General features: G+C 62.7%; 9 protein-coding genes and 1 pseudogene. 5 read left to right on the forward strand and 5 right to left on the reverse strand.

Features of this window, described 5'->3' with window-relative positions:
• Positions 1-351 precede the first annotated feature (351 nt).
• The 5 genes and pseudogenes from NKI52_RS14595 to NKI52_RS14615 form a co-directional block, all read left to right on the forward strand.
• A complete protein-coding gene (locus tag NKI52_RS14595; protein ID WP_023679187.1) occupies positions 352-1,350 on the forward strand; it encodes a LacI family DNA-binding transcriptional regulator in 999 nt (332 codons plus the stop codon).
• Positions 1,347-2,864 (forward strand): sugar ABC transporter ATP-binding protein, encoded by a 1,518-nt coding sequence (locus tag NKI52_RS14600; RefSeq protein ID WP_352698361.1) that lies wholly within the window; start codon positions 1,347-1,349, stop codon positions 2,862-2,864. Before NKI52_RS14595 ends, NKI52_RS14600 begins: the two co-directional genes overlap by 4 nt.
• Positions 2,864-3,919: an ABC transporter permease gene (locus NKI52_RS14605; RefSeq protein ID WP_031212475.1), complete on the forward strand. Its 1,056-nt coding sequence runs from the start codon at positions 2,864-2,866 to the stop codon at positions 3,917-3,919. The genes NKI52_RS14600 and NKI52_RS14605 overlap by 1 nt, the downstream gene beginning before the upstream one ends.
• 73 nt (positions 3,920-3,992) lie before the next feature.
• A complete protein-coding gene (locus tag NKI52_RS14610) occupies positions 3,993-4,982 on the forward strand; it encodes a substrate-binding domain-containing protein (RefSeq protein WP_023679184.1) in 990 nt (329 codons plus the stop codon).
• Between the two features lie 289 nt (positions 4,983-5,271).
• Positions 5,272-5,546, forward strand: a pseudogene (locus NKI52_RS14615) (type II toxin-antitoxin system Phd/YefM family antitoxin); the annotation flags it as partial.
• 170 nt (positions 5,547-5,716) lie between these two features.
• Here the strand turns inward: NKI52_RS14615 and NKI52_RS14620 are convergent.
• From NKI52_RS14620 to NKI52_RS14640, 5 genes are all read right to left on the reverse strand, one after another.
• Positions 5,717-6,406 (reverse strand): hypothetical protein, encoded by a 690-nt coding sequence (locus NKI52_RS14620; protein WP_156937420.1) that lies wholly within the window; start codon positions 6,404-6,406, stop codon positions 5,717-5,719.
• Positions 6,400-12,852: an RHS repeat-associated core domain-containing protein gene (locus NKI52_RS14625; protein WP_352698364.1), complete on the reverse strand. Its 6,453-nt coding sequence runs from the start codon at positions 12,850-12,852 to the stop codon at positions 6,400-6,402. Before NKI52_RS14625 ends, NKI52_RS14620 begins: the two co-directional genes overlap by 7 nt.
• Before the next feature lie 25 nt (positions 12,853-12,877).
• Entirely contained in the window at positions 12,878-15,712 is a 2,835-nt protein-coding gene (locus NKI52_RS14630) for a leucine-rich repeat domain-containing protein (RefSeq protein ID WP_352576687.1), read from the reverse strand.
• A gap of 65 nt (positions 15,713-15,777) precedes the next feature.
• Positions 15,778-17,862, reverse strand: a complete 2,085-nt coding sequence (locus NKI52_RS14635; RefSeq protein ID WP_352698366.1) for an RICIN domain-containing protein — start codon at positions 17,860-17,862, stop codon at positions 15,778-15,780.
• 61 nt (positions 17,863-17,923) lie between these two features.
• Positions 17,924-19,951: a hypothetical protein gene (locus NKI52_RS14640; protein WP_198023625.1), complete on the reverse strand. Its 2,028-nt coding sequence runs from the start codon at positions 19,949-19,951 to the stop codon at positions 17,924-17,926.
• Positions 19,952-19,953 lie beyond the last annotated feature (2 nt).

The raw sequence follows: 19,953 nt of genomic DNA on the forward strand, positions 1-19,953 counted from the left end.
AGATTGGTTGGCAGAGGCGAGAATTCCTGATGCGACGCTATGCCCGATCATCGCGCGACGCCAGATTGAACCATCTCTCGGGACCATGATCTTTCCAACGGGTTTGGCAATCTGCTCGCGCACCATTTCTAAAATCGTGCCCACAGAATTCGAGTGGTGAGGGGAGACGTCGTGTGTCTGCTTTGCTCCACTCTAGACAACAATAGTCTGATCAGATCAAAAAAACGCCCATCGAATCGATTGCGCAAACGTTTCGATGACACTATGGTTATTATACCCGCCAGGACAGAGCGGGCTTAAAGCGCAACATCAGGGAGGAGCGCTTGCGTGCAGCACTCCGTTTGAGCCGCAATGGCAACGATGGTTGAGGTAGCCCGTCGTGCCGGCGTGTCGGTCTCAACGGTGTCCCATGTGATCAACCGCACGCGCTTTGTCTCGCCTGCGAAGTCGAAAGCCATTAACGAAGCGATTGCTTTGCTTGGATATCAGCCCAATGCGCTGGCGCGTTCTCTCAAGGTCGCTTCAACCAACAGCGTCGGCTTGGCGATTTCGGCGATCTCGAACCCGTATTTCACTGACATCATCTGTGCCGTGGAAGCGGAATGCGCGCGTCTTGGCCTCATGGTTTTCCTCTCCGACACGCAGGACGATCCTGATCGGGAGCTTGCGGTCGTTCGCGCCTTCCATCAACGACGTGTTGACGGCGTTATTCTGGCGCCCTCGGGTGCCCCAGAGCGAGCCACCAACTACCTTGCCGAGAAAATGGTTCCCTGCGTTCTGATCGACCGGTTTGCCGACGAACGATTTGACCAGATCGGCGTGGAGAACCAATCTGCGATGCGGGCTCTTATCGATCACGTCGCATCCTTCGGCCACCAGCGGATTGGGTTCATTGCGGGGCAGCCGGGCCTTGCTACGACTCGCGAACGTATCAATGCGTTCAAGTCAGCTTTGATGGCTAACGGACTTGCCTACGTGTCGGAATATCTGCCGCCAGGCAACGTCGACACGGCGAGCGCTACGGCATCGACCCGCGCGATGTTGTCATTGGCTTCGCCGCCTACGGCGTTGGTCACCGGCAACAATATGGCGACGATCGGAGCGGTCCGAGCGGTTCGCGAAAAAGGTCTCGCAATACCTCGGGATCTTTCACTTGTCGGCTTTGACGACTTCGAATGGGCCGATTGTTTTGAGCCGCGACTGACCCTTATTGCGCAGCCTTGCACCGAAATCGGGCGGCAGGCCGCATCGTTGCTTAGCGCCCGAATTGCATCAACGGATACAGAGCCCCGCTCGGTGCGGCTTCAGGCGACGCTGCATGCCCGCCAATCCTGCGGGAGGCCGGCATGAGCGCGCCGCTTCTATCGGTGACAGGGGCCGTGAAACGCTTCGGCGGCGTCCAGGCACTACGCGGTGTCGATTTCGATCTCAAGCCAGGCGAGATCCACGCCCTGCTGGGCGAGAACGGCGCCGGCAAATCGACATTGATGAATCTGCTGTCGGGAGTTTACGCACCCGACGAAGGTACAATCCAGATTGACGGCAAGCCGGTGCGGTTCAACAACCCGCGCGAGGCGCAGACGGCCGGAATTGCGACCATTTTTCAGGAGCTTGATCTCGTTCCAACGCTCGATGTGGCGTCAAACCTCTTCCTTGGCCGCGAATTGATGCGCTCGGGCGGACTGCTCGATGTGGCGCGGATGCGCCGCGAAGCTCGCAAGCGTCTGGAAGCTATCGAACTGGCTATCGATCCCGCCAGGCTAGTCGGCGACCTCTCGATCGGGCAACGCCAGGTCGTTGCGATCGTCAAAGCGTTGTCCTATGCGACGCGGGTCCTGATCATGGACGAGCCGACGGCGGCCCTAACGGTGGGCGAGGTCGAGAGGCTGTTCGACATCATGCGCAAGCTCGCCGCCAGTGGCGTCGGCATCGTCTATATCTCCCACCGTCTGGAGGAAGTGCCGCAGATCGCGGACCGGGTGACGGTGATGCGGGACGGACGTGTAGCCGGCATCACCGATCCGCACACACCGCAGGCCGAACTGGTGCGGCTGCTCGTCGGGCGCCCACTGGACGAACTCTATCCCCAGCGCACCACGGCCGTCGGCCGGGCTCTGCTCAGCCTGCGCGATGCCAGCTTCCGGCTAGCGCGCGACAGCGGCGGCTGGCAGGCCCCGACAGGGCTTTCACTCGAGGTGCATGAAGGCGAGATCGTCGGGCTGGCCGGCATCATGGGGGCAGGGCGCACCGAGCTCCTGAGCGCGCTTTACGGCACCGGCCTTTCCGGCCACTGGGAGGGCGGGGTCGCCATTTCCGGCCGTCCGGTCAAGCTTGATTCCATCAGAGCCGCGCGCATTGCCGGCATCGCCTTCGTCACCGACGACCGCCGTGGCAGTGGCCTAATGCTGAGGATGGCGGTTGGCCTCAACCTGGTCATGTCGGTGATCCGGCGAATATCGCCGGGCGGACTGATGTCGCCGGGCCGCCAGGCCCAGGCGGTGAAACAATCGTTCGGCCAGTTCGACATTCGGCCGAAGAATCCCGACGTCGCGGTCGGCGCGCTGTCCGGCGGCAACCAGCAGAAGGTGGTGCTGGCCAAGGAGATACTTGGCAATCCCCGGCTCTTGCTGCTCGACGAGCCGACGCGCGGCGTCGATGTCGGCGCCAAGGGCGAGATCTATCAGCGGCTGCGGCAGTTGGCTGCACAAGGCCTGGGCATCCTGGTTGCCTCCAGCGAAATGCCGGAGCTGATTGGCCTGTGCGACCGCATCGTGGTGCTGCGCCAGGGGCGCAATGTAGCGGAATTCACCGGTGGCGTTGACGAGCACACCGTGATGGCAGCGGCAAATGGCAGGGATGCGTGATGTCCGAGCAGAAGATTTCGGTTGCGAGCGGTCCGGTGCTGGCCGCACCGGCCGCAAAGCATCGCGATCCACTCGCGCTGATCGTGCGCTTCCAGAGCCTGATCGGCCTGGTGCTGGTGGCGATCGGCGGCGTCATCTTCTCGCCGAGGCGCCATGGCGAGATACTGTTCCTTGCGCCCGACAACATGGCCAACATCGTGCGCGCGGTGTCGGAGACCGGCATTATCGCCATCGGCATGACCTTCGTCATTATCACCGCCGGCATCGACCTTTCGGTGGGCGCAGTGCTTGGTCTCTCCAGCGTCGTCACCGCGACGATGATGATCTCCGGCGGCTTCGGGCTTATCCCGACCATCCTCGCCGTGCTGGTAATGGGCACCGTCTTCGGCATGATCCAGGGCACCATTTCCAGCCGCTTTCGGCTCGAGCCGTTCATCGTCACGCTCGCCGGGCTGCAGGCGGCGCGAGGTCTCGCGCTGGTCGTTTCCGGCAATCAGTACATTAATATTTCCTATGGCGACGGGCCCGGCCTGGCGCCACCTGTCTTCGCGGTGCTGGGCGAGCGCCTGTTCAACAACACGGTGCCGGTGGCGACCATTGTCTTCATCGCCTTCGCCACTATTGCTACCCTGGTACTGAATACCACGCGCTTCGGCCGCTATGTCTTTGCCGTCGGCGGCAACGAGCGAGCGGCGCGTATTTCGGGCGTGCCGGTCTCGATGGTCAAGATCTCGGTCTACGCCATTACCGGATTTGCCGCCGCCCTTGCCGGCATCGTGCATGCCGGTCAGTTCAACTTCGGCAGCGCCAATGACGGTATGGGCTATGAGCTCACGGCCATCGCGGCCGTGGTCATCGGCGGCACCAGCCTGTTCGGCGGCGCCGGCTCGATGGTCGGCACCGTTGCTGGCACGATCATGCTCGGCGCGCTCGCCAACATCCTTCAGCTCAACAACATTACCCCCGCCATGCAGCTGCTCGCGACCGCCGCGATCATCGTTCTGGCGGCAGTGCTTCAATCCCTCGTTCGCCGCCGCGAGGGTTTGGGACGATAGGAGGCCGGCGGCAGCATTTGGAAGACCGTGAAACCAAGGTCTGGCCCTAGGCCCGACGAGGAGGAGAGCAAGCATGACAACGATGGAAAAAGGATCGAGGCGCGCCCTGCAGGTCGCCTTTCTAGCAGGCTCTTGCCTGTGCATGGCGGGTGCTGCCCAAGCGGCCGACCCGATGGTCAAGACCTGCGCCAAGGACGGCCAGTTCATCATCGGCTTTTCGCAGGCGAACAATGCCGAGCCCTACCGCCAGCATGTCAATGACGAGCTGACCGCGGCGGTCAAGGAAGTGCCGCAGTTCACGCTTCAGATCGCCGACGGCGCCGGCAACGTCAACACGCAGACCTCGCAGGTCGACAACTTCATAACCCAGAAAGTTGATCTGCTCTTGATCTCGCCCTTCGAGGCAGCGCCCATGACACCGGCGGTGAAGCGCGCGATGGATGCCGGCGTTCCCGTCATCGAGCTAGACCGCAAAACGGTAGGCGACCCCGGCAAGGACTACACCGCCTTCATCGGCGGCGACAATTACAAGATCGCGCTCGAAGCGGGCAAATACACCGCAAAGACCCTGCTCCCGGAAGGCGGCGAGGCGGCGGTGCTTGAAGGCCTGCCGAGTTCAACGCCGGCGGTGGAGCGACTCAACGGCTTCAAGGACGGTGTGAAGGAGAATGCCAAAATCCAAGTGGTGGCCGAGCAGGCCGCCGACTGGGTGCCCGACAAAGCCCAAACCGCCTTTTCCGCCATGCTGCAAGCGCACCCGGACATCAAGGTGCTCTATGCCTCGAACGACATGATGGCGGCTGGTGCGCTGCTCGCAGCGAAGGGTGCGGGCAAGCAGGTCAAGATCATCGGCACCGATGGCCTGCCGGGTCCGGCCGGCGGCATCGAGGCCGTGGCCAAGGGCGACTGGGCGGCAACCTTCACCTACCCGACCGGCGCCAAAGAAGCGATCGAGATGTCGAAGAAGATCCTGCTTGAGTGTGCTTCGTCGGTGGAGCCGACGGTGACGGTGGACACGACCGCGATCACGCCGGAAAATGCCAAGCAGATGATGGGAAACTGAGGGCAGGGCCGACAGCAGAGTTGATACGGCAAGGCCCCCAGAGTGGGCCTTGTTGTTTTTGGGAGCGAGCCGGCGTGGTCGTCGTCGGTCAAAACTCCGGCTAGAAAATCCCGGCGGTCGAAGGACGGCACGCAGTTGAGCGCGTAGACGGCTTCAGCCCGTCTCGCGGCGATTTCAGCTGGATCTTGCAAGCAGCCTTGTCACGGGCTCGTTTCCATTTTTGGTTGGCGCCAGACACTCGCGGAAAGCGCGAAAAGCGCCTCTATTCCGGAATAAAGCAGTCTCGCCGATGACCGCCACCGTCACCGCCGCCGCCGTCTCGAAAAACTTCGGCGCTTATCAGGATACCTCTGTTCCGCAATCCGGTCGTCATCACCAAAACGGCCGCACGCGCACCGTGCTGCTGGCCTACGAGGTTTTTGTCTGGCTGTTGAAGCGCGACAGGCGGGTCGAGCTGATAGCGGAGCTCAGCGAGGACGATATCGCTGCGGTCGAAGCCTCCGCATGGAGCCGAGTCCCGACTATCTCAACCACGAGCTCTCTGGGCCAAAACCAAAGTCGGACACGTCTTCTGTTATTCCTATCTCTGGCATTGGCACACCGGGAGGGCGCGAAGAAGGCGACAAAGACCAGCCCTGGCTGGTGCTGGCGCTGGTCGGCCCCCACGAAGCACGTGGACAATACTAGTCTAGCCCTTCGCCGGCGCCAGGTGTTGCTTGCTACGTCGCAGCTGCTTACCGCAGGTCCAGCTGCAGCAGGCCGCTATAGTCCTCCGTCGTCAGGAAGAAGCCCTCGTCGATCGCCTTGGCCTTGAAAGCAGGATCGTCGCCCAAGTCTCGGAATTCCGGCTTCAATGTGCCCGACGCGTTAAAATAACGATCGCGAAAGGCCGCCCGCTCAAGCTCGGCATAGTCTCCGCTCTTGCCTGCGACCGTGCAGGATTTCAGTTGAGTTTGGTCGGCGGCCTCCGCCGGAAACGACGTCCTCGCGAAGTCCATCGGCCCGATGTCGGGCGCGATGCCCCTGGGATACGAGGTGACGCATCGGACGGTCGTATCCGCGCCGGCGACAGACAGGTCAAAATAGGGCGGGTTCAATCCCTTCGCCGCGAGGTAGGCGAAGCCGCGGATGCGGTTAACCGCCTTCAACGCTTCCAGGTCTGTTGTTTCGAGCATGTCATTGCCGATTTTCACCCCGCCGGCGGCGCCGAGCGTGGCCATCTGTTGCTGCAGCCAGGCCGGATCGCGGTCGATCCATGTCAGGAAATCGAGCGGCACGGCCTGCGGTTCCTTGAGCTGCTTGCTCATGGATTGCGCCGCCGCCGCTGCCGCAAACATGAGCACGGAACCGGCGAGGATCGCCGGAAGCTTCGGGAGTCGTCGCATGTCAAAGTCTCCATCCTTGGTCGCGGTCTCGGTTACCAATGGACGCGCGGCTTAATGCCGAGCATGTCGCGCAACTGGTTCTCCGTTATGTCGTCGGGTCGACGCGTGCCGCCGACACCGATGGTACGTGCTTCCTCGTTGCGATAAGCATATGACTTGCCATCGAGGCCTATGTAGGGCGCATCCTTGAACCCCGAATGCTGGCCGGCCATGCGGTGCGTGGCGTGGATTTGCTCATGACCGAGCACGATGCCAGGATCCGCCGGATTGGAGGCAGTCGTTCCCGAGGACTTGTCGAACTCGACAGACGTGCGCGTGCGCGACGCAGCCGGGTCATAGCCGATGATCACGTCGCCCTTCGTCGTTTCCGGGTTCCCCAACGGATCCTTGTTGCGGGCCGCGGTGACGCCCGGCTCGTTCTGGATCGTCGTGGTTTGTGGGTCGGCGATGACCCGGCGCATCAGCTCGCGGCCGCTGTCGAAGGAGTTGGATCCGACAAAGAAGTTCTTCACGTCCAGCCAGGCGCCATGCAGCCAGCTTTGCGATACCTCGCCAGTCTTGCTGTCGACCCGTGCGGTCGGATCGACTCGCTGGATGTCCTCTTCGACCTGCCGCCGGTAGGCCGCGTCGCCGGCGACGATCTCCTTCAGGCCGGTCGGGTCGATGAACGCCATCGGGTTGTTGTTGGCGTAGGCAAACAGGTTGCATGCCGTCGAATTACCCGTGCACCGCTCGGGGTCGCCGACATAGAGCGGATCGGGCGAGATGAAGCGCCCGAGCGCCGGATCGTAGTATCGGGCGCCATAGTAGTAGAGCCCGGTATCGTCATCGAGATACTTTCCAGTGAAACGGTGATGGGTCTTCTCGCGCGGGACGTCGGCCGCGACATCCGTCAGGTGCGTGGCCCAGGCCGGGGACAATGTCTCGGGCTTATGTTCGGTGCCGTATGCCTTGTAGAGCATCTGCTCGACCGGCACGCCGTTCGAGGCGATGACATAGTCGCTGCTCTCAATGTGATCCTTCAGGTAGTAGAACCATTTGCCGGTGCCGTGCTCCAGGCGGACAAGCTTGGCCTCCGCCAGGTTGACGTAGCTCTCTTCGCCCTTAGGTCCGATCTCGAACGTGTCTACCGGGTAGAGGTAGACCTGTTCCGGCCCGTTCGCCGGAATTACTTTCTTGTAGAGGCGGCGCCCGGTTTGGTCGTAGCCGTAAAGCACTTCATTGGTGGCCGTCTGAGCGCGGATCAGTCGTCCGTTGATATCGAACACCGTTCCCGTCAGGGTCGGCGATTTCGCAAGTTGGGCGAAACCGTCGAAGGTGTAGGGCTTGGCCGCGGTTCCTGCCGGAATAAGGCCGGTCGCGGAACCGGACGCCGGCGCGATCGCCGCGCCGGGTTCGAGCTCGTCATTGCGGACGAACGTCCCCGCCGGCGAGTAAGCGAAGTCGGCCGGCCGTCCATAGCGGTCGATGCGGACGAGCTCGTTCTTAAAGTTGTAGTGGAACGTTCCCGACCGATCGACATGCCCCTCGTTGCCGACGCCTTGCGCCAATGTGTCAGCGATCTGGGTGATCGAGCCATTGGAGTTGAAGGTCATGGTGAGGTCCTGCAAGGACTTTCCGCCGGCTTGCGTCACGATATGCGTGAGGAACAGGGTCGCCGGATCAAAGGTCAGTTGCGTGAACGCCCCGAGGCGATAGTCGACCCGTTCAATGCGCGATTCCGCATTGTAGGTGATGTTCTCGATGATCTTCTGGGGTTCCGAAAAGTCGGGGTGCATCACAGTGACAGACCTCAGATTTTTGTCGGGCCCGAGTGCGAACTTTGAGGCCAGTCCGCGCGGACCTTCTGACGAGTCGATGCGGCCGTCGAGCGTGTGGTGGAAATGGTCGGCGTATTTCGCGCCGCCAATCTCCACCTCATGGGCAACCATGCGGCCGTTGGCGTTGTAGGCGTAACGTTGGATTGCATCGAACGCGCCGTTGGGATCATGGATGGTGATCTGCGTCGTCTTATCGAGCGGCAACACGATCGGCGCTTCGAACCCTGCTGCGGATGCGACCTCGACACCCCTGTCATACTCGTATTCGAGGTGCAAAACGCCGTCATTGGCTTCGGTGAGCTTGCGGTTCAGGAAGTCATAGGTGTAGGTCTGGACCGACGTTTCACCGTTGGTTCCGACGCGGGCGACCACCGATTGGCGACCGCGCGCATCGTAGAACGCGTAGCGGTCGCCCATTCCCGGGATCGACTGGAATTCGATGTCGCCGACGGAGTTGTAGATCAGCCGCCGCGGCGTCATCTCGCCCGGCAGCCAGATTTCGCTCAGGTAGCCGAAGGAATCGCGCACGAAACGCGAAATATGCGTCGTGCCGTTGCCGTCGCTGGCGATGGAAGCGGTCACGCCGTTCTCATTCCTCAGCGAATACTCGCTGTTTTGAACGGTGCCGTCGAACTGGTCGTGGTAGGTCGTGACCGTGAGCGTGCCCCAGGGTCGGAAGATCATGTCGGAAACCTTGCCCGACGGATGGGTTTCGCGGACCATCCGGCCGGCCGGGTCATAGGTGTAGGCATTGCCGATTTCGCGATCGGGGCGCGGAACATCGCCAAGGTCGAACACCTTCTGCAGGTTGAGATCGTCAACGCCGCCGAAGCTGGTCACCACAAAGGGCGTCCAGCGGAAGGTCTGTTTTTCGTTGCGGTTGTAGAGTGAGAAATTGAAGACCCTGACGCCGCCCTCGGCGACGTTTTCAAGTTCGGCGACCTTTTCGCTGCGCGCGTCATAGGCGGCGAGGTCCGCGATGAACTCGCTCTCGCCTTCCGGTGTCTCGGCAACACCCGCATAGCGGCGGCGCGCCGTCAGGATGAGCGACGGCAGCCCATGCTCGCCGATCTTGTAACTGTAGAAGCGTTCGGCACCGTCCGCGGCGGTTTCCCGGGTTTTGCGGCCGAGAGCGTCGTAGCTGTTCATCACGACCATGCCCAAGGGTGTGGTCGTCGTCGCCACGGCGCCCTGGCGCGGCCCATCGTAGGTCATTTTCGTCGTCTGATCGAGCTCGGCCGCACCGCCCGACAGCTTGGTGTGGCTGAGCGTCAGGGTGCCGGTTGGGTCGTAGATCGCTGACTCGGTGATGCCGAGTTCGTCGGCGATCGAAATACTGTTGCCGAAAACATCGTAACCCATAGTCTTCGCCAGCTTACGGCTGGCGTTGCGGAACTGTTCGAGCGCGGGCGGCAGCGCGCCAAGTCCCGACAGTACTTCAAGCGTTCGCGACCCCATCCGACCGCCGGAATTTGGCAGGTAGGTGAAACTCTCGCGGCTGAGCAGCCGGGTCGCGGCCAGGATACGCCGCTCGGACGCCGCGTTGATGATGCCGAGCGCCGCCAGATCGGCGCGCGACTGGGTGTAGTCGGTCTGGGTCGTACGGCTGAAGCCGGGAACCGTCAGGCTCTCCGGTCCCAGAATGTCGCGCACCCTGACCGTCTCCGACGCAGGCATGTTGAATTCGTCAAAACCGGCATAGGTCTGGGTCTTGACCGGATCCTTACATTCGGGATCGGCCACGTCCTGCTGTTCGGCCTCGCCGGCGGAGTCGGTCAGCGTCTCCTTGACCTTCCTGAGATAGGACGAGCCGTCGCCACGCGAAAACGCCTCCCACACCGACGATTCGCATTTCAGCATCATGCCGGTCGTCGGCAGCTTCTGGCTGCGCGTAGCGGTCGACAGCGAGTGCAGCGCCGCCGCCGACGGATCGAGCGTCTCGGTTGTCTCCGCGCTCGCGACGAGCGTCGCCTCCGACTTCACTTCATAGGTCTTGCGGATCTTCAGTTTGCCGGCGAGGTTCAGGTCAGCCGCCGTTTCCGCGAAGGTGTAATACTGTTCGCGATCGAGGCTTGAACGCTGCGTGATGCGCTGGCCGGCCGCGTTCTCGTCACCGTAAGCGACCTTCTCGACCTCCGAGAAGCCGATAAAGCGGCGATTGATCACATCATAGAATGGATTGTGGTAGAAATATTCGTCCGTCTGCACTTGGGCGCGAACCTGGCCGGGTATGCCCTGCGACGTGACGAGCTGCTTGGCGACGACAACGGGGAAATGCAAGTTGCGCGTCAGCTGGCCGTTGGCGCGGTCGCGCAGCATCTCGTCGATCGAGGTCGCATAGCGAATGTCGTGCCGGCGGCCGGAATCGAAGTCGACGACTGTGAGCAGGTTGGCCTTGACGAGTTGCATCGTGTCGGTGCGATTGAAGTCAATGACGACGACCGGCTTCACCTCGTCGCCGGACGGCTTCTGGAACACGATGATTTCGGTCTGGCCGTCGCCGTCGATGTCGGCGACGCGCGAGGCGAAGGTCTGCGTCGACGTGCCGAGTTGAACCCGCAGATTGAGCGCGATGCTGAGCGGATCCTTCAGGTAGGTCCCGTCGCCGAAGCCGAGCCAGATGCGCATCTGGTCGGTGCGCTCGCCCATCGACGCGAAATCGATTATGCCGTCACCATTGGCGTCGATGTACCACATCGTGGCGATGCTATCGCCGGGCTGCATGCCGCCTATCTTCGAGAAGGTGCCATGACCGCAGACCGGGTCGTTGATCGCGGCGTCACCGAACAGGAGCGCATTCGGGTCCGTCGAGAAGATGTTGCCTTGGTGCTCGTAGAGACAGAAGCCCTGGTCGGCTGGACGGATGACAACGAGATCGGGCAGCCGGTCGCCGTTGATGTCGACCATCCGCACATTGTTGCGACCCAGGATCTGGCCGTCCTGGCTGTTGAATGGGAACGCCTTGGTCAGCGCGCCGAAATTGACGCTATAACCGCCATCGGGCTGGCGCCGGGTGAGATTGAGCAATATCCGCCATTCGGTGCGGCCATCGGCATTGAGGCGCGTCGTGACGATGTCGGACAGGCTGTCCATGTTGAGGTCGGCGAAGCGGCCATTGCCGCCCGCGAAGGTCGTGGGAGAGACGCCGGGCAGCAGGATCGAGCGGCCGAGATAGGGGAAGGTCCCGTCGGCCTTGCCGTCATAGACATGCATCAGCCCGTCTTCGATTTCGACGATGTCGACGAAACTGTCGCCCAGTATATCGGCAAAAGCGAAGCGATTGTCGGTGAGCCGCGGCGTGATCTGACGAATTAGTCCAGCCTCGGTCGGACGCGACAGCACGAGCTGGGTTGTGTCGCCGAAGGCGCTGTTCAGGTCGCCGCTGCCCAGATGCACGGTCGCGCCGTCATCCTTGGTCTGCACGATGTCGACCAGGGCATCCATGTTGAGGTCGGCCAACTCGAAATTCTGCGGCGGGATGTCGCCGGCGAACGCCATCTTCGGCGCTTCGAACACGACGGGGCGCGATGCCAGTTCGGCACTTGTCCACGACGAATAGCCGAAATGGATATCCGGGAACTTCAGTGTCGATTGCGCCAAGGCCGAGCCGCTGGTGTCGCCATACCGGTAAAGCACGCGCAGCTGGTCGAGCACATTGACCGACTGCGCGTCGATGAGCGGCGTGAGGTCGGCTTGAGCCTTCGCCAGGCAGTCCGGATGCGCCCGGACGACGAACTTCGACGTGTCACTGGTATCGCGGCCGACATATCCTATGCACCATTGGGCGTAGACGGTGTCCTTGAACTTGGCCGTTACCTTGCCGTAGAGCCGGGCGTTCTCCTGCTTGCTGCCATTGGTGTGGCTGACGAGTGTCGATTGCGTCTCGATCAGGTCGAACTGATAGCTGCTCTGGCCGCCGGCGAAGCTGGCCTTTGTCAGATAGCTGCGTCCACCGAAACGCTGGTAGTCGTAGCGGATGGCTTCGCGGTTGGCGTTGAGCTGCAGTACCAGCGGCCATTTCGTGACGTAGGGCTTGGCTATGTCGAAATTGCCCTCCGCTACGGAGGGATCGCCGCTAAAGATCAGCCGCGTGCCGTCGGCGTTGGTCACCTCGAAGCCGGAGGGGACGGTGTCGGTGTGCAGGCCGCCCTCGAGGTCGAGCGAAATGACGTCGAACGCACCGGTGTGGTAGAGGATCTTGACGAAATCCTCGGCGTATTCGGGCTTGTATTCCCAGACGCCGTTTTGGTTTCCGAGAAAGATGAGCCGCGCGCCCATATACGACAAGCGAGAGAAGAAATCGCCGCCCGGTTTGGTCCCTGGAACGGCCGTGCCGAGATCGTCATTGACGGCGATTGCCTGGGTATTGAACTGCCAACCGATGCCAAGCCCGTTGCCCGTATCGCCTGCGAACTGGCTATACGTGAGGCTCATCTGCGGCCCGAACTGGCCGCGCGTTGGCAGGGTGGGTAGCGGTAGGGTGAAGTTCGCCGATCCCGTGTTGTTGTTCAGCGAGAAGCTGCCCTCTTCCTGCGCGACGGTGCCGCCCGCGGTCGGCAACTGCACGATCGACGTTGCTGATTTGTCTTCGGCGCGAGCCGGGAAGCCGATTACTGCGGCGCCAGCGGTCAGGGCTGCGAGGGCGGTAAGGGTCTTTGCGAACATGGGACTACCTCTCCGGGTGTAGGCATTACTGATGAATTTGCGGGCCCACGATGATGAGCTGCAAGCAGTTCGGGCGCGGACAGATGACCGAAGGCTGGACGGCGATCGCGTCGTGCAAGTGAATGTTTCCATCGAAGATGCGCAACGGCTCGCGGTTGCACGCTTCGGCGACTTGCGGGAGGAGCGGCTGCGGGAAGGAGCAGATCGGATTGTTGCCGAGATAGGACTTTCCGATCACCGGATGGACGTGAGCGAAGTTCTCGATCCGGTTGCCCCTCAGATCGACAATCGACAGCGCCGGAAGCGAGCCGAGCGGCAGTGCATCAAAGACCCGGTTGTTGCGTAGATCGATATTCGACAACGCCGGCATGTTCGACAGATTGCCGACATTGGCGATCTGGTTGTCGTCCAGGTAGATGTATTTGAGCCCGCCCGAGCCGAAGCGCGGGATCGCCGACAGCCGATTGGTGGCCAGGTTCAGTTTCTGAAGCCCCGTCAGCGATGCGATCGGCGAGGCGTCGGTGATCAGATTGTCGAACAGGTTGAGTTCGCCCAGTGCCCGGAAATGGACGACGGGGTTGACGGCGATGATCGACTTTTTGTTCAGTGTCAGACTGGTCAGTGACTGCGCCCAGTTCTGCGCTGCGCTGCAATCGGCGCTGTCGACGTGGTCGGCCTGCATGCGGCTCTCAAGCGCCGCCATGAAGCCGCGCGCGTCCCCGAGCGCGATCGAATCGAACCGATAGACGATGCAGTATTCCGCGAAGCTGGCGTACTGCAGCGGCAGGTTGCGCATGCCGGCGTCATCAAGCAGCGGCAGATCCGCCAAGGGCGTCACGGATTGCACGTGCGTGTTCGAGAAATAGAGCTTTGTCAGCTTGTTGAGCACTCCGACACCGATCAGGTTCGACAGTGGATTGCCGTCGACGTTCAGTTGTTCGAGGCGGCGCAGTTGCAATACCCCCTGGATCGAAGGGATCTGGTTGTTGCGAATCCAAAGCTTCGTCAGCCCCGGTACTGCCGACAGCGCCGCGACGTCGGACAGCTGATTGTCGGACAGGTCGATGGAGGTCAGATTGCCCATCACCGGGAACAGCGAGACGCTGGTCAACCCGCGGTTCTTCGCATCGGCGAACTGGCGTGAGCTGAGATCGTCATAGGCTCTGCCGCAGACAGTCTTGCCTGAGATAGACAGCAGCGCGTTCACTTCTGAGGCTTGCGCGGGTGTCAGAAAGTCGGTCTGGTTCCGCATCAGGCAGGCCGACAGGAACTCGGTCGCCTGCACAGGGTTGTCGGAAAGATCGAGATTAATCAGGCCCGGCAGCGCCGCCAGCGGCCTGACATTAGTGATCGAATTCTTTGACAGGTTGAGTATGGCTAGGTTGGTCAGACCGGCAAGCGGCGCGACGTCGGTGATGTCATTGCTCGACAGGTTGAGCGAGGTGAGTTGCGGTAAGGTGGCGAGCGGACGCAGGTCGCTGACGATCTTGGACGACAGGTCGAGCGCCGTGGTCGCCAGCAGCTTGTTGCCGACCGCCAAGCACGTCCCGCCGCCCTCCAATTCGACCATGGCGCGAATGGTCTGCCCAAGCGGGGTCGCCGCGTCGCGGTGCAGCACGCACAGGTCAACGAAGTTCTGCCCGCCGCCCGCGACGATTGGATTGCCGCTAAGATTGATGGCTAGCGTCGAGGGGAAGCTGCCGAGATTGGCAAAGGTCTCGATCTTGTTGTTGGCAAGGTTGAGGCTGGTCAGGCCGCCGAGCGCACTGAGTGGTTCGAGCATGTCGCCTGTCAGTCCATTGTTGCCGATGGACAGTGTCGAGAGCGCCTGCAGGAATTGCAGCGGTTCAAGGCTGGCAATCTTGTTGTTGTCGAGCGAAAGGTTTGTGAGCAGCGCCAGTGCTGAGAGCGCGCGGATGTCCGTGACGTCATTGTCGGAGACGTCGGCCCGCGTCAGCGCAGTCAGCGGCGCCAGCGCGTTGATGTTGCTGATGTGATTGCTGGAAATGTCGAGGAAGGTCAGCACCTTGAGCTTGGTCAGCGGCCCGAGGTCGGCGATCGAGTTGTCGGCGATCGACAGGCTGGCGAGGTTCGCCAGCACCTCAATGGGCTCGAGTGATTGCACGCCCTTGCCGCTCAGGTTCAGCGTCGTGATCGATTCCAGGAAGGTCTGTGCGGTGGCGCAGGCGGCCGGGTTGCCGAGCGCGGAGACCCCGCCGGGTGTTGAATCGAGCACCGCCATCACCGTCGCCGTTTCAGCCGGCGTGCGGTCGCCCTTGATGCACCATTTCGCGAAGGTGGTCGGCTTGTCGACCAGCGGCGCGCCCGAGAGGCACGTGATGGTGTGGATCTTGCCAGCGAAGAACGGCGTGGGGTCGGCGTTCAGCGCCTGGTCGAGATTGAGCTTCAACTCGGTGACCAGCGGCGCGCAGCTGGGAATGTAGATCCGGTCGGAAAATGTCGTCGCGCCGAAGTCTGACGGAAATTGCAGGTAGTAGACGAGACCGCTGCCATTATCGTGCGCGAACACCTTGATCGGGTATGTCTCGCCCGATGGGCACAGCAGCGGGTTGGCGGCGGGATCTGCGGCGACGATCGCGCTGTCGACGGCGGTTAGCACCTCCGAGGGAACCGTCGCAAAGCCAAGTCCGCGGATCACCGCTTCCTCGTCCGCCTGGTCCTTGCAGCGGATGCGGTAGCCGCGCCCGTCGGAGATAAGCAGCGGATAATGCAGCCGGTTCGCCTCCAGTGCTGGATCCTCGAACAGCACAACCTTCGGCTCGTCCGCACGGGCCGGGCCGGCGCCGGCGGTCACGAGCATGACCAGAACAAGGAGCAGCGATTGGGCGATGCGGTTCATCTGGTTCCTCCTTTAGAGGCCCAAGCTGATCGATGCGGCTCAATCAGCCCGAACCACTGGCAGCGTTACATCTCGTCCGCCGCCTCGATGGTCCAATAGCTCGACGGATCGCGGTCGCAGGTGAACTGAAGGGCCGGGATGTTGTTCAAGTTGCTGACCCCGCCGGCAATGATCAGGCACTTGCCCGTCTGGACGTTTGCCGCCTGAACTCCATCGCGCGTCTCGACCAGGTTCCAGCGGCGTGAAGGATCGCCGTCACAGTTGAACTGCAAGGCTGGAATGTTGTTTTCGGTGCTGACTCCGCCGGCAATCGTCAGGCACTTGCCTGTCCGGACGTTGGCCACCTGGAAACCATCGCCTGTCTCGACCAGCCTCCAGCGCTGCCATTGACTGCCGTCGCAGTCGAATTGCACCGTCGGCGCATTGTTGTCGGTTCGTCCCTCCGCGACCGAAAGGCACCTTTCGGTTTGCCGGTTCACCAGCACGACTTCGGGGTCGGCCGCCCGGATGCTCCAGAACCGCGACGGATCGCGGTCGCAGTTGAACTGGAGGGCAGGGACGTCGTCATCAGTGCTCACCCCGCCGGCAATGGTCAGGCATTTCCCCGTCTGCACGTTTTCAGCCTGAAAGCCGTCACCGGTCGCGGTCAGCTTCCAGCGCCGCGACGGGTCCCGGTCGCAGCTGAATTGGAGGGCCGGAACGTTGTTGTCGGTGCTGACCCCGCCTGCAATCGTCAGGCATTTTCCGGTTCGCACGTTCTGCAGTTGAAAACCGTCATCCGTCTCGACCAGCTTCCAGCGGCGCCACTGGTCGCCGTCGCAGTTGAACTGTACGGCCGGCGCGTTGTTGTCGACGCGCCCCCCGGCAACAGCCAGGCATTTGCCGGTCTGCATGTTTGCCAGCACCACGTCGGCCTCCTTGATTGCCGTGATGCACGCTTCGAAAATCTTCCCGGTGACCGCGATCGATTGCTCGGGTCGGGTGATGCAGACCGGATTGCCGTCCAGCGAAGGATTGAACGGGAGGATGGCGCTGACGGACTGCGCCGTGGCCAGGCGGTTCGCGCGCAGGTTCGGAGCGGCAAGCTTGGTCAGGCCCATCAAAGCGCTCGCATCCGCGATCCGATTCTTCGACAGATCGAGCGCCGTGAGTTCTTGCAGAAACCGCAGCGGCGACACGTCGGTGATCTTGTTGCTGGCCAGAACCAGCCGCGTCAGCGCCCGTGCCGAGGCGAGCGGCCGCAAGTCGGCGATCTGGTTGGAACTGAGGTCGGCGTCGGCCAGATCCTTCATTACGGCCGTCACGTTGATGTTGCTGATCCGGTTGCGCGACAGATCGAGAAACGCAAGCTTGGTCAGCTTTTCCAGATCGCGCGTGTCGGCGATCTCATTGCCGGACAAGGTCAGGCGCGTCAGATGGGTAAGTGTCGCCAGCGGCTCGAGATTTGTCAGCCGTCGCCCGGCCAGGTCGAGCGTCGTGCTCGACGCGAGAAAGTCCTGCGCGCTTGCGCAAGCCGCCGGATTGCCCAGCGCGGATGCCCCGCCGGGTGTCAGATCGAGCAGTTCCTCGACCGTCGTCTGCTGGGCCGGGTCAAGGTCATCCTTGCTGCACCAGCTGGCGAAGGTCGTCGGCCGTCCGGCAACCGGCGGGCCCGCGACGCATGCGATGGTATGGACCTTTCCGGCGAAGAACGGGGTGGGGTCGGCGTCAGTCGCCTGATTGAGGTTGAGCTTCAGTTCCGCGACGAGGGGCGCGCAGCCGGGAATGTAGAGTTGGTCGGAGAAGGATGTTGACCCGAAATCCGTCGGGAACTGTAGGTAGTATACGATCCCGCTGCCGCCGTCGTGCGCGAAGACCTTGATCGGGTAGTTCTCGTCGGATGGACACAACAGCGGATTGGCGGCGGGTTCGGCGGCGATGACCGCGTTGTCGACGGCGGTCAGCACTTGTGACGGGACGGTGGCGAAGCCCAGTCCGCGGATCACCGCCTCTTCGTCTGCCTGGGCGCCGCAGCGGATGCGGTAGCCGCGTCCTTCGGAGATGAGCAGGGGATAGTGCAAGCGAGTGGCGTTCAGCGTTGGATCCTCGAACAGAACCACCTTCGGTTCCTCGGCGCGGGCCGGACCGGCGTCGATCGCCGCAAGCAGCACCAGCAGCAGAAGAAGAAGCAGCGATTGGGCGATGCGGTTCATCTGGTTTCTCCTCTCCGCTCTATTCGACCAGGCTGAAGTGGCCTGGCCCGCAGGCCCGGCTGGTGTTGTCGCGTGCGATGTCGTTGCCCGGCAGCAGGAAACTGGCGCTAGAGGCGCTGTCAGCGAAACTGACCGCGCAGCGGAAGCCCGACACCGTCGAGGTGGTGAAATTCGCTGACGAACCGCGCTCGAGCTGGATGGCGGAGCCGACCGCAAGGCCAGCTGCCATCGGCGCGAGCCCATCCGAGCGGCCCGCCACGACCGCCCCGCGCAGCACCAGCGGATTGGCTGCGGCGATGTCGGTGAAGTCCATCCGCATCAGGCTGTCGGAGGTAAGCACCGCGCCGAAGCGCGCGCGGACAATAGTGGAGCGGGCGGGCGCCTGGGCCGAGATCAGCAGCCGTGCCCGAACCCCCTGGATCGCCAGCATGTCTGCCTCCACCCTGAGCCCGCGCGCATAAAGATCGGCCAGGCACAGCGACGCGCCGCGCGCCATCGGCGACAATCCGTCCGCCACGGTGCCGATGGTCACATCGTCGAGCGCGACAGCGCCGTTCTGCGCGATCACGGCAACGACCTCGTCGGTTGTTTGAGCGGCTGCCCGCGCCAGATCGATCCGCTCGAGTTCAAGCCGCGGCAATCCGTCCGCGACGATGATGACGCCTGTTGCCGACAGGATGCATGAGGACGTGCCGGCCGGCACCCTGTTGGGGTTGCCGACGAGCCGTGCCCGGGCGACGCCGGGGGCCGGCGCCATGTGCACCGTTTTGAACGGCAGTCCCTTCAGGATCAGCGTCTGCGGCACCTGGACCGATGCGGGCAGTTCGAGCCTGAGATTCACCCGCCCGGCGCAATCGCCCTCAGAGGAGAACTGCATCAGTGTCAGCGTGCCACCATCATTGATGCGGCGAACGCACGTATCGCTGGCCGAGCCCCGGCAGTCGAAGCCGGTACCCGGCGACGGAGCGGCAGTCAGCGCGCGATCCGTCTCGTCCATCCAGTCGCCAATGCCGGGGGCGGACAGGCCGAGCGCCGAGGTCAGAAGCGGACAGCCAGTGAACGACAGGTTCCGCCCTTGCGCGAAGGTCCAGTCCAGCCGCGCATTGCCGAGGGGGTCGAGCGAGGTGATTGACAGACCGGCGGACAGCGGCGACAAGCCGAGGTCGACGCCCGGTTGCGCGAAGGCCGCGTGCTCGCGTTGATAGCCATCGCAATTCGACAGACACAGGTCGATGAAGGGCGCCGAGCGAAGCGCAGCTACCGCGTCGGCGCCGAGCGGGGTTACGGCTTCGGCCTCGGGGATGCCGAAGAATGACCGCAGTTTCTCCTCCGCCGCTTCCGCTGCGGGTGCATCGGCGATGATGTCGCGCGTCGCCTTGCCGTCGAGGCGCACAATCGGCAGGTAGGAGGGCTGCGCGCCTTCGCCCGGCGGCGTGTAGCCCACGACAAAAACCGTGTCGCCAATGCTTTCGGCGCTGAGGAAAGTTTCGAACCGGTGCAGGCTCCAGCGCGCCGCACTCGCCACCGCGACATCCGATGTGCCGCTAAGATCGCCGCGCCCGCAATCGAGTACGAACGGTGTCCCGACATCGGGCGGCGCGACAAAGCCCTGGAGCACGCCCGGCAGTTGCAGGCGCTCGCGGATGGCGAGCGCCGCCTTGATCTCCACACAGGCGGTGGGCACGGCGAAATAGCCGCCGCCCGAGAGAGAGGGGAGATAATAGTTGCCCGATGCCTCGACATCGGCCCAGATCGCGGTCGTCGCGGGCCAGGCGATATTGAATGCCGTGCCGGGACATGGCAACCGCGGCTGCGCCCCAAAGCCGTTTTCAGCCTGAAGCTTGGCGAGCGTCGCCTCCGAGACCGCGGCGGTGTCGGGCAAGTGCAGCAGCCGCTTCGCCTGGCTCCCGCTGGTGCAGCCGGCGAGTTCCACCGCCTTGCCGTCGAAAAGCGCGACATAGACGTCGTTGTTCTGGTCGGTGACGAAAGCGGCAAGCTGCGGCTCGGCGCGGGCCGCCGAAGCGCCCGCGAGAAGCAGGGTGAGCAAGA

Origin of the sequence: Mesorhizobium sp. M0590, assembly GCF_040320905.1 — a bacterium.
Classification (GTDB): domain Bacteria; phylum Pseudomonadota; class Alphaproteobacteria; order Rhizobiales; family Rhizobiaceae; genus Mesorhizobium.

What these genes read in the sequence shown, in the direction of transcription:
- NKI52_RS14595 (WP_023679187.1), top strand. Translation starts at nt 352, where the DNA reads ATGGCAACGATGGTTGAGGTAGCCCGTCGTGCCGGCGTGTCGGTCTCA.
- NKI52_RS14625 (WP_352698364.1), bottom strand. Translation starts at nt 12,852, where the DNA reads ATGTTCGCAAAGACCCTTACCGCCCTCGCAGCCCTGACCGCTGGCGCC.
- NKI52_RS14610 (WP_023679184.1), top strand. Translation starts at nt 3,993, where the DNA reads ATGACAACGATGGAAAAAGGATCGAGGCGCGCCCTGCAGGTCGCCTTT.
- NKI52_RS14605 (WP_031212475.1), top strand. Translation starts at nt 2,864, where the DNA reads ATGTCCGAGCAGAAGATTTCGGTTGCGAGCGGTCCGGTGCTGGCCGCA.
- NKI52_RS14630 (WP_352576687.1), bottom strand. Translation starts at nt 15,712, where the DNA reads ATGAACCGCATCGCCCAATCGCTGCTCCTTGTTCTGGTCATGCTCGTG.
- NKI52_RS14600 (WP_352698361.1), top strand. Translation starts at nt 1,347, where the DNA reads ATGAGCGCGCCGCTTCTATCGGTGACAGGGGCCGTGAAACGCTTCGGC.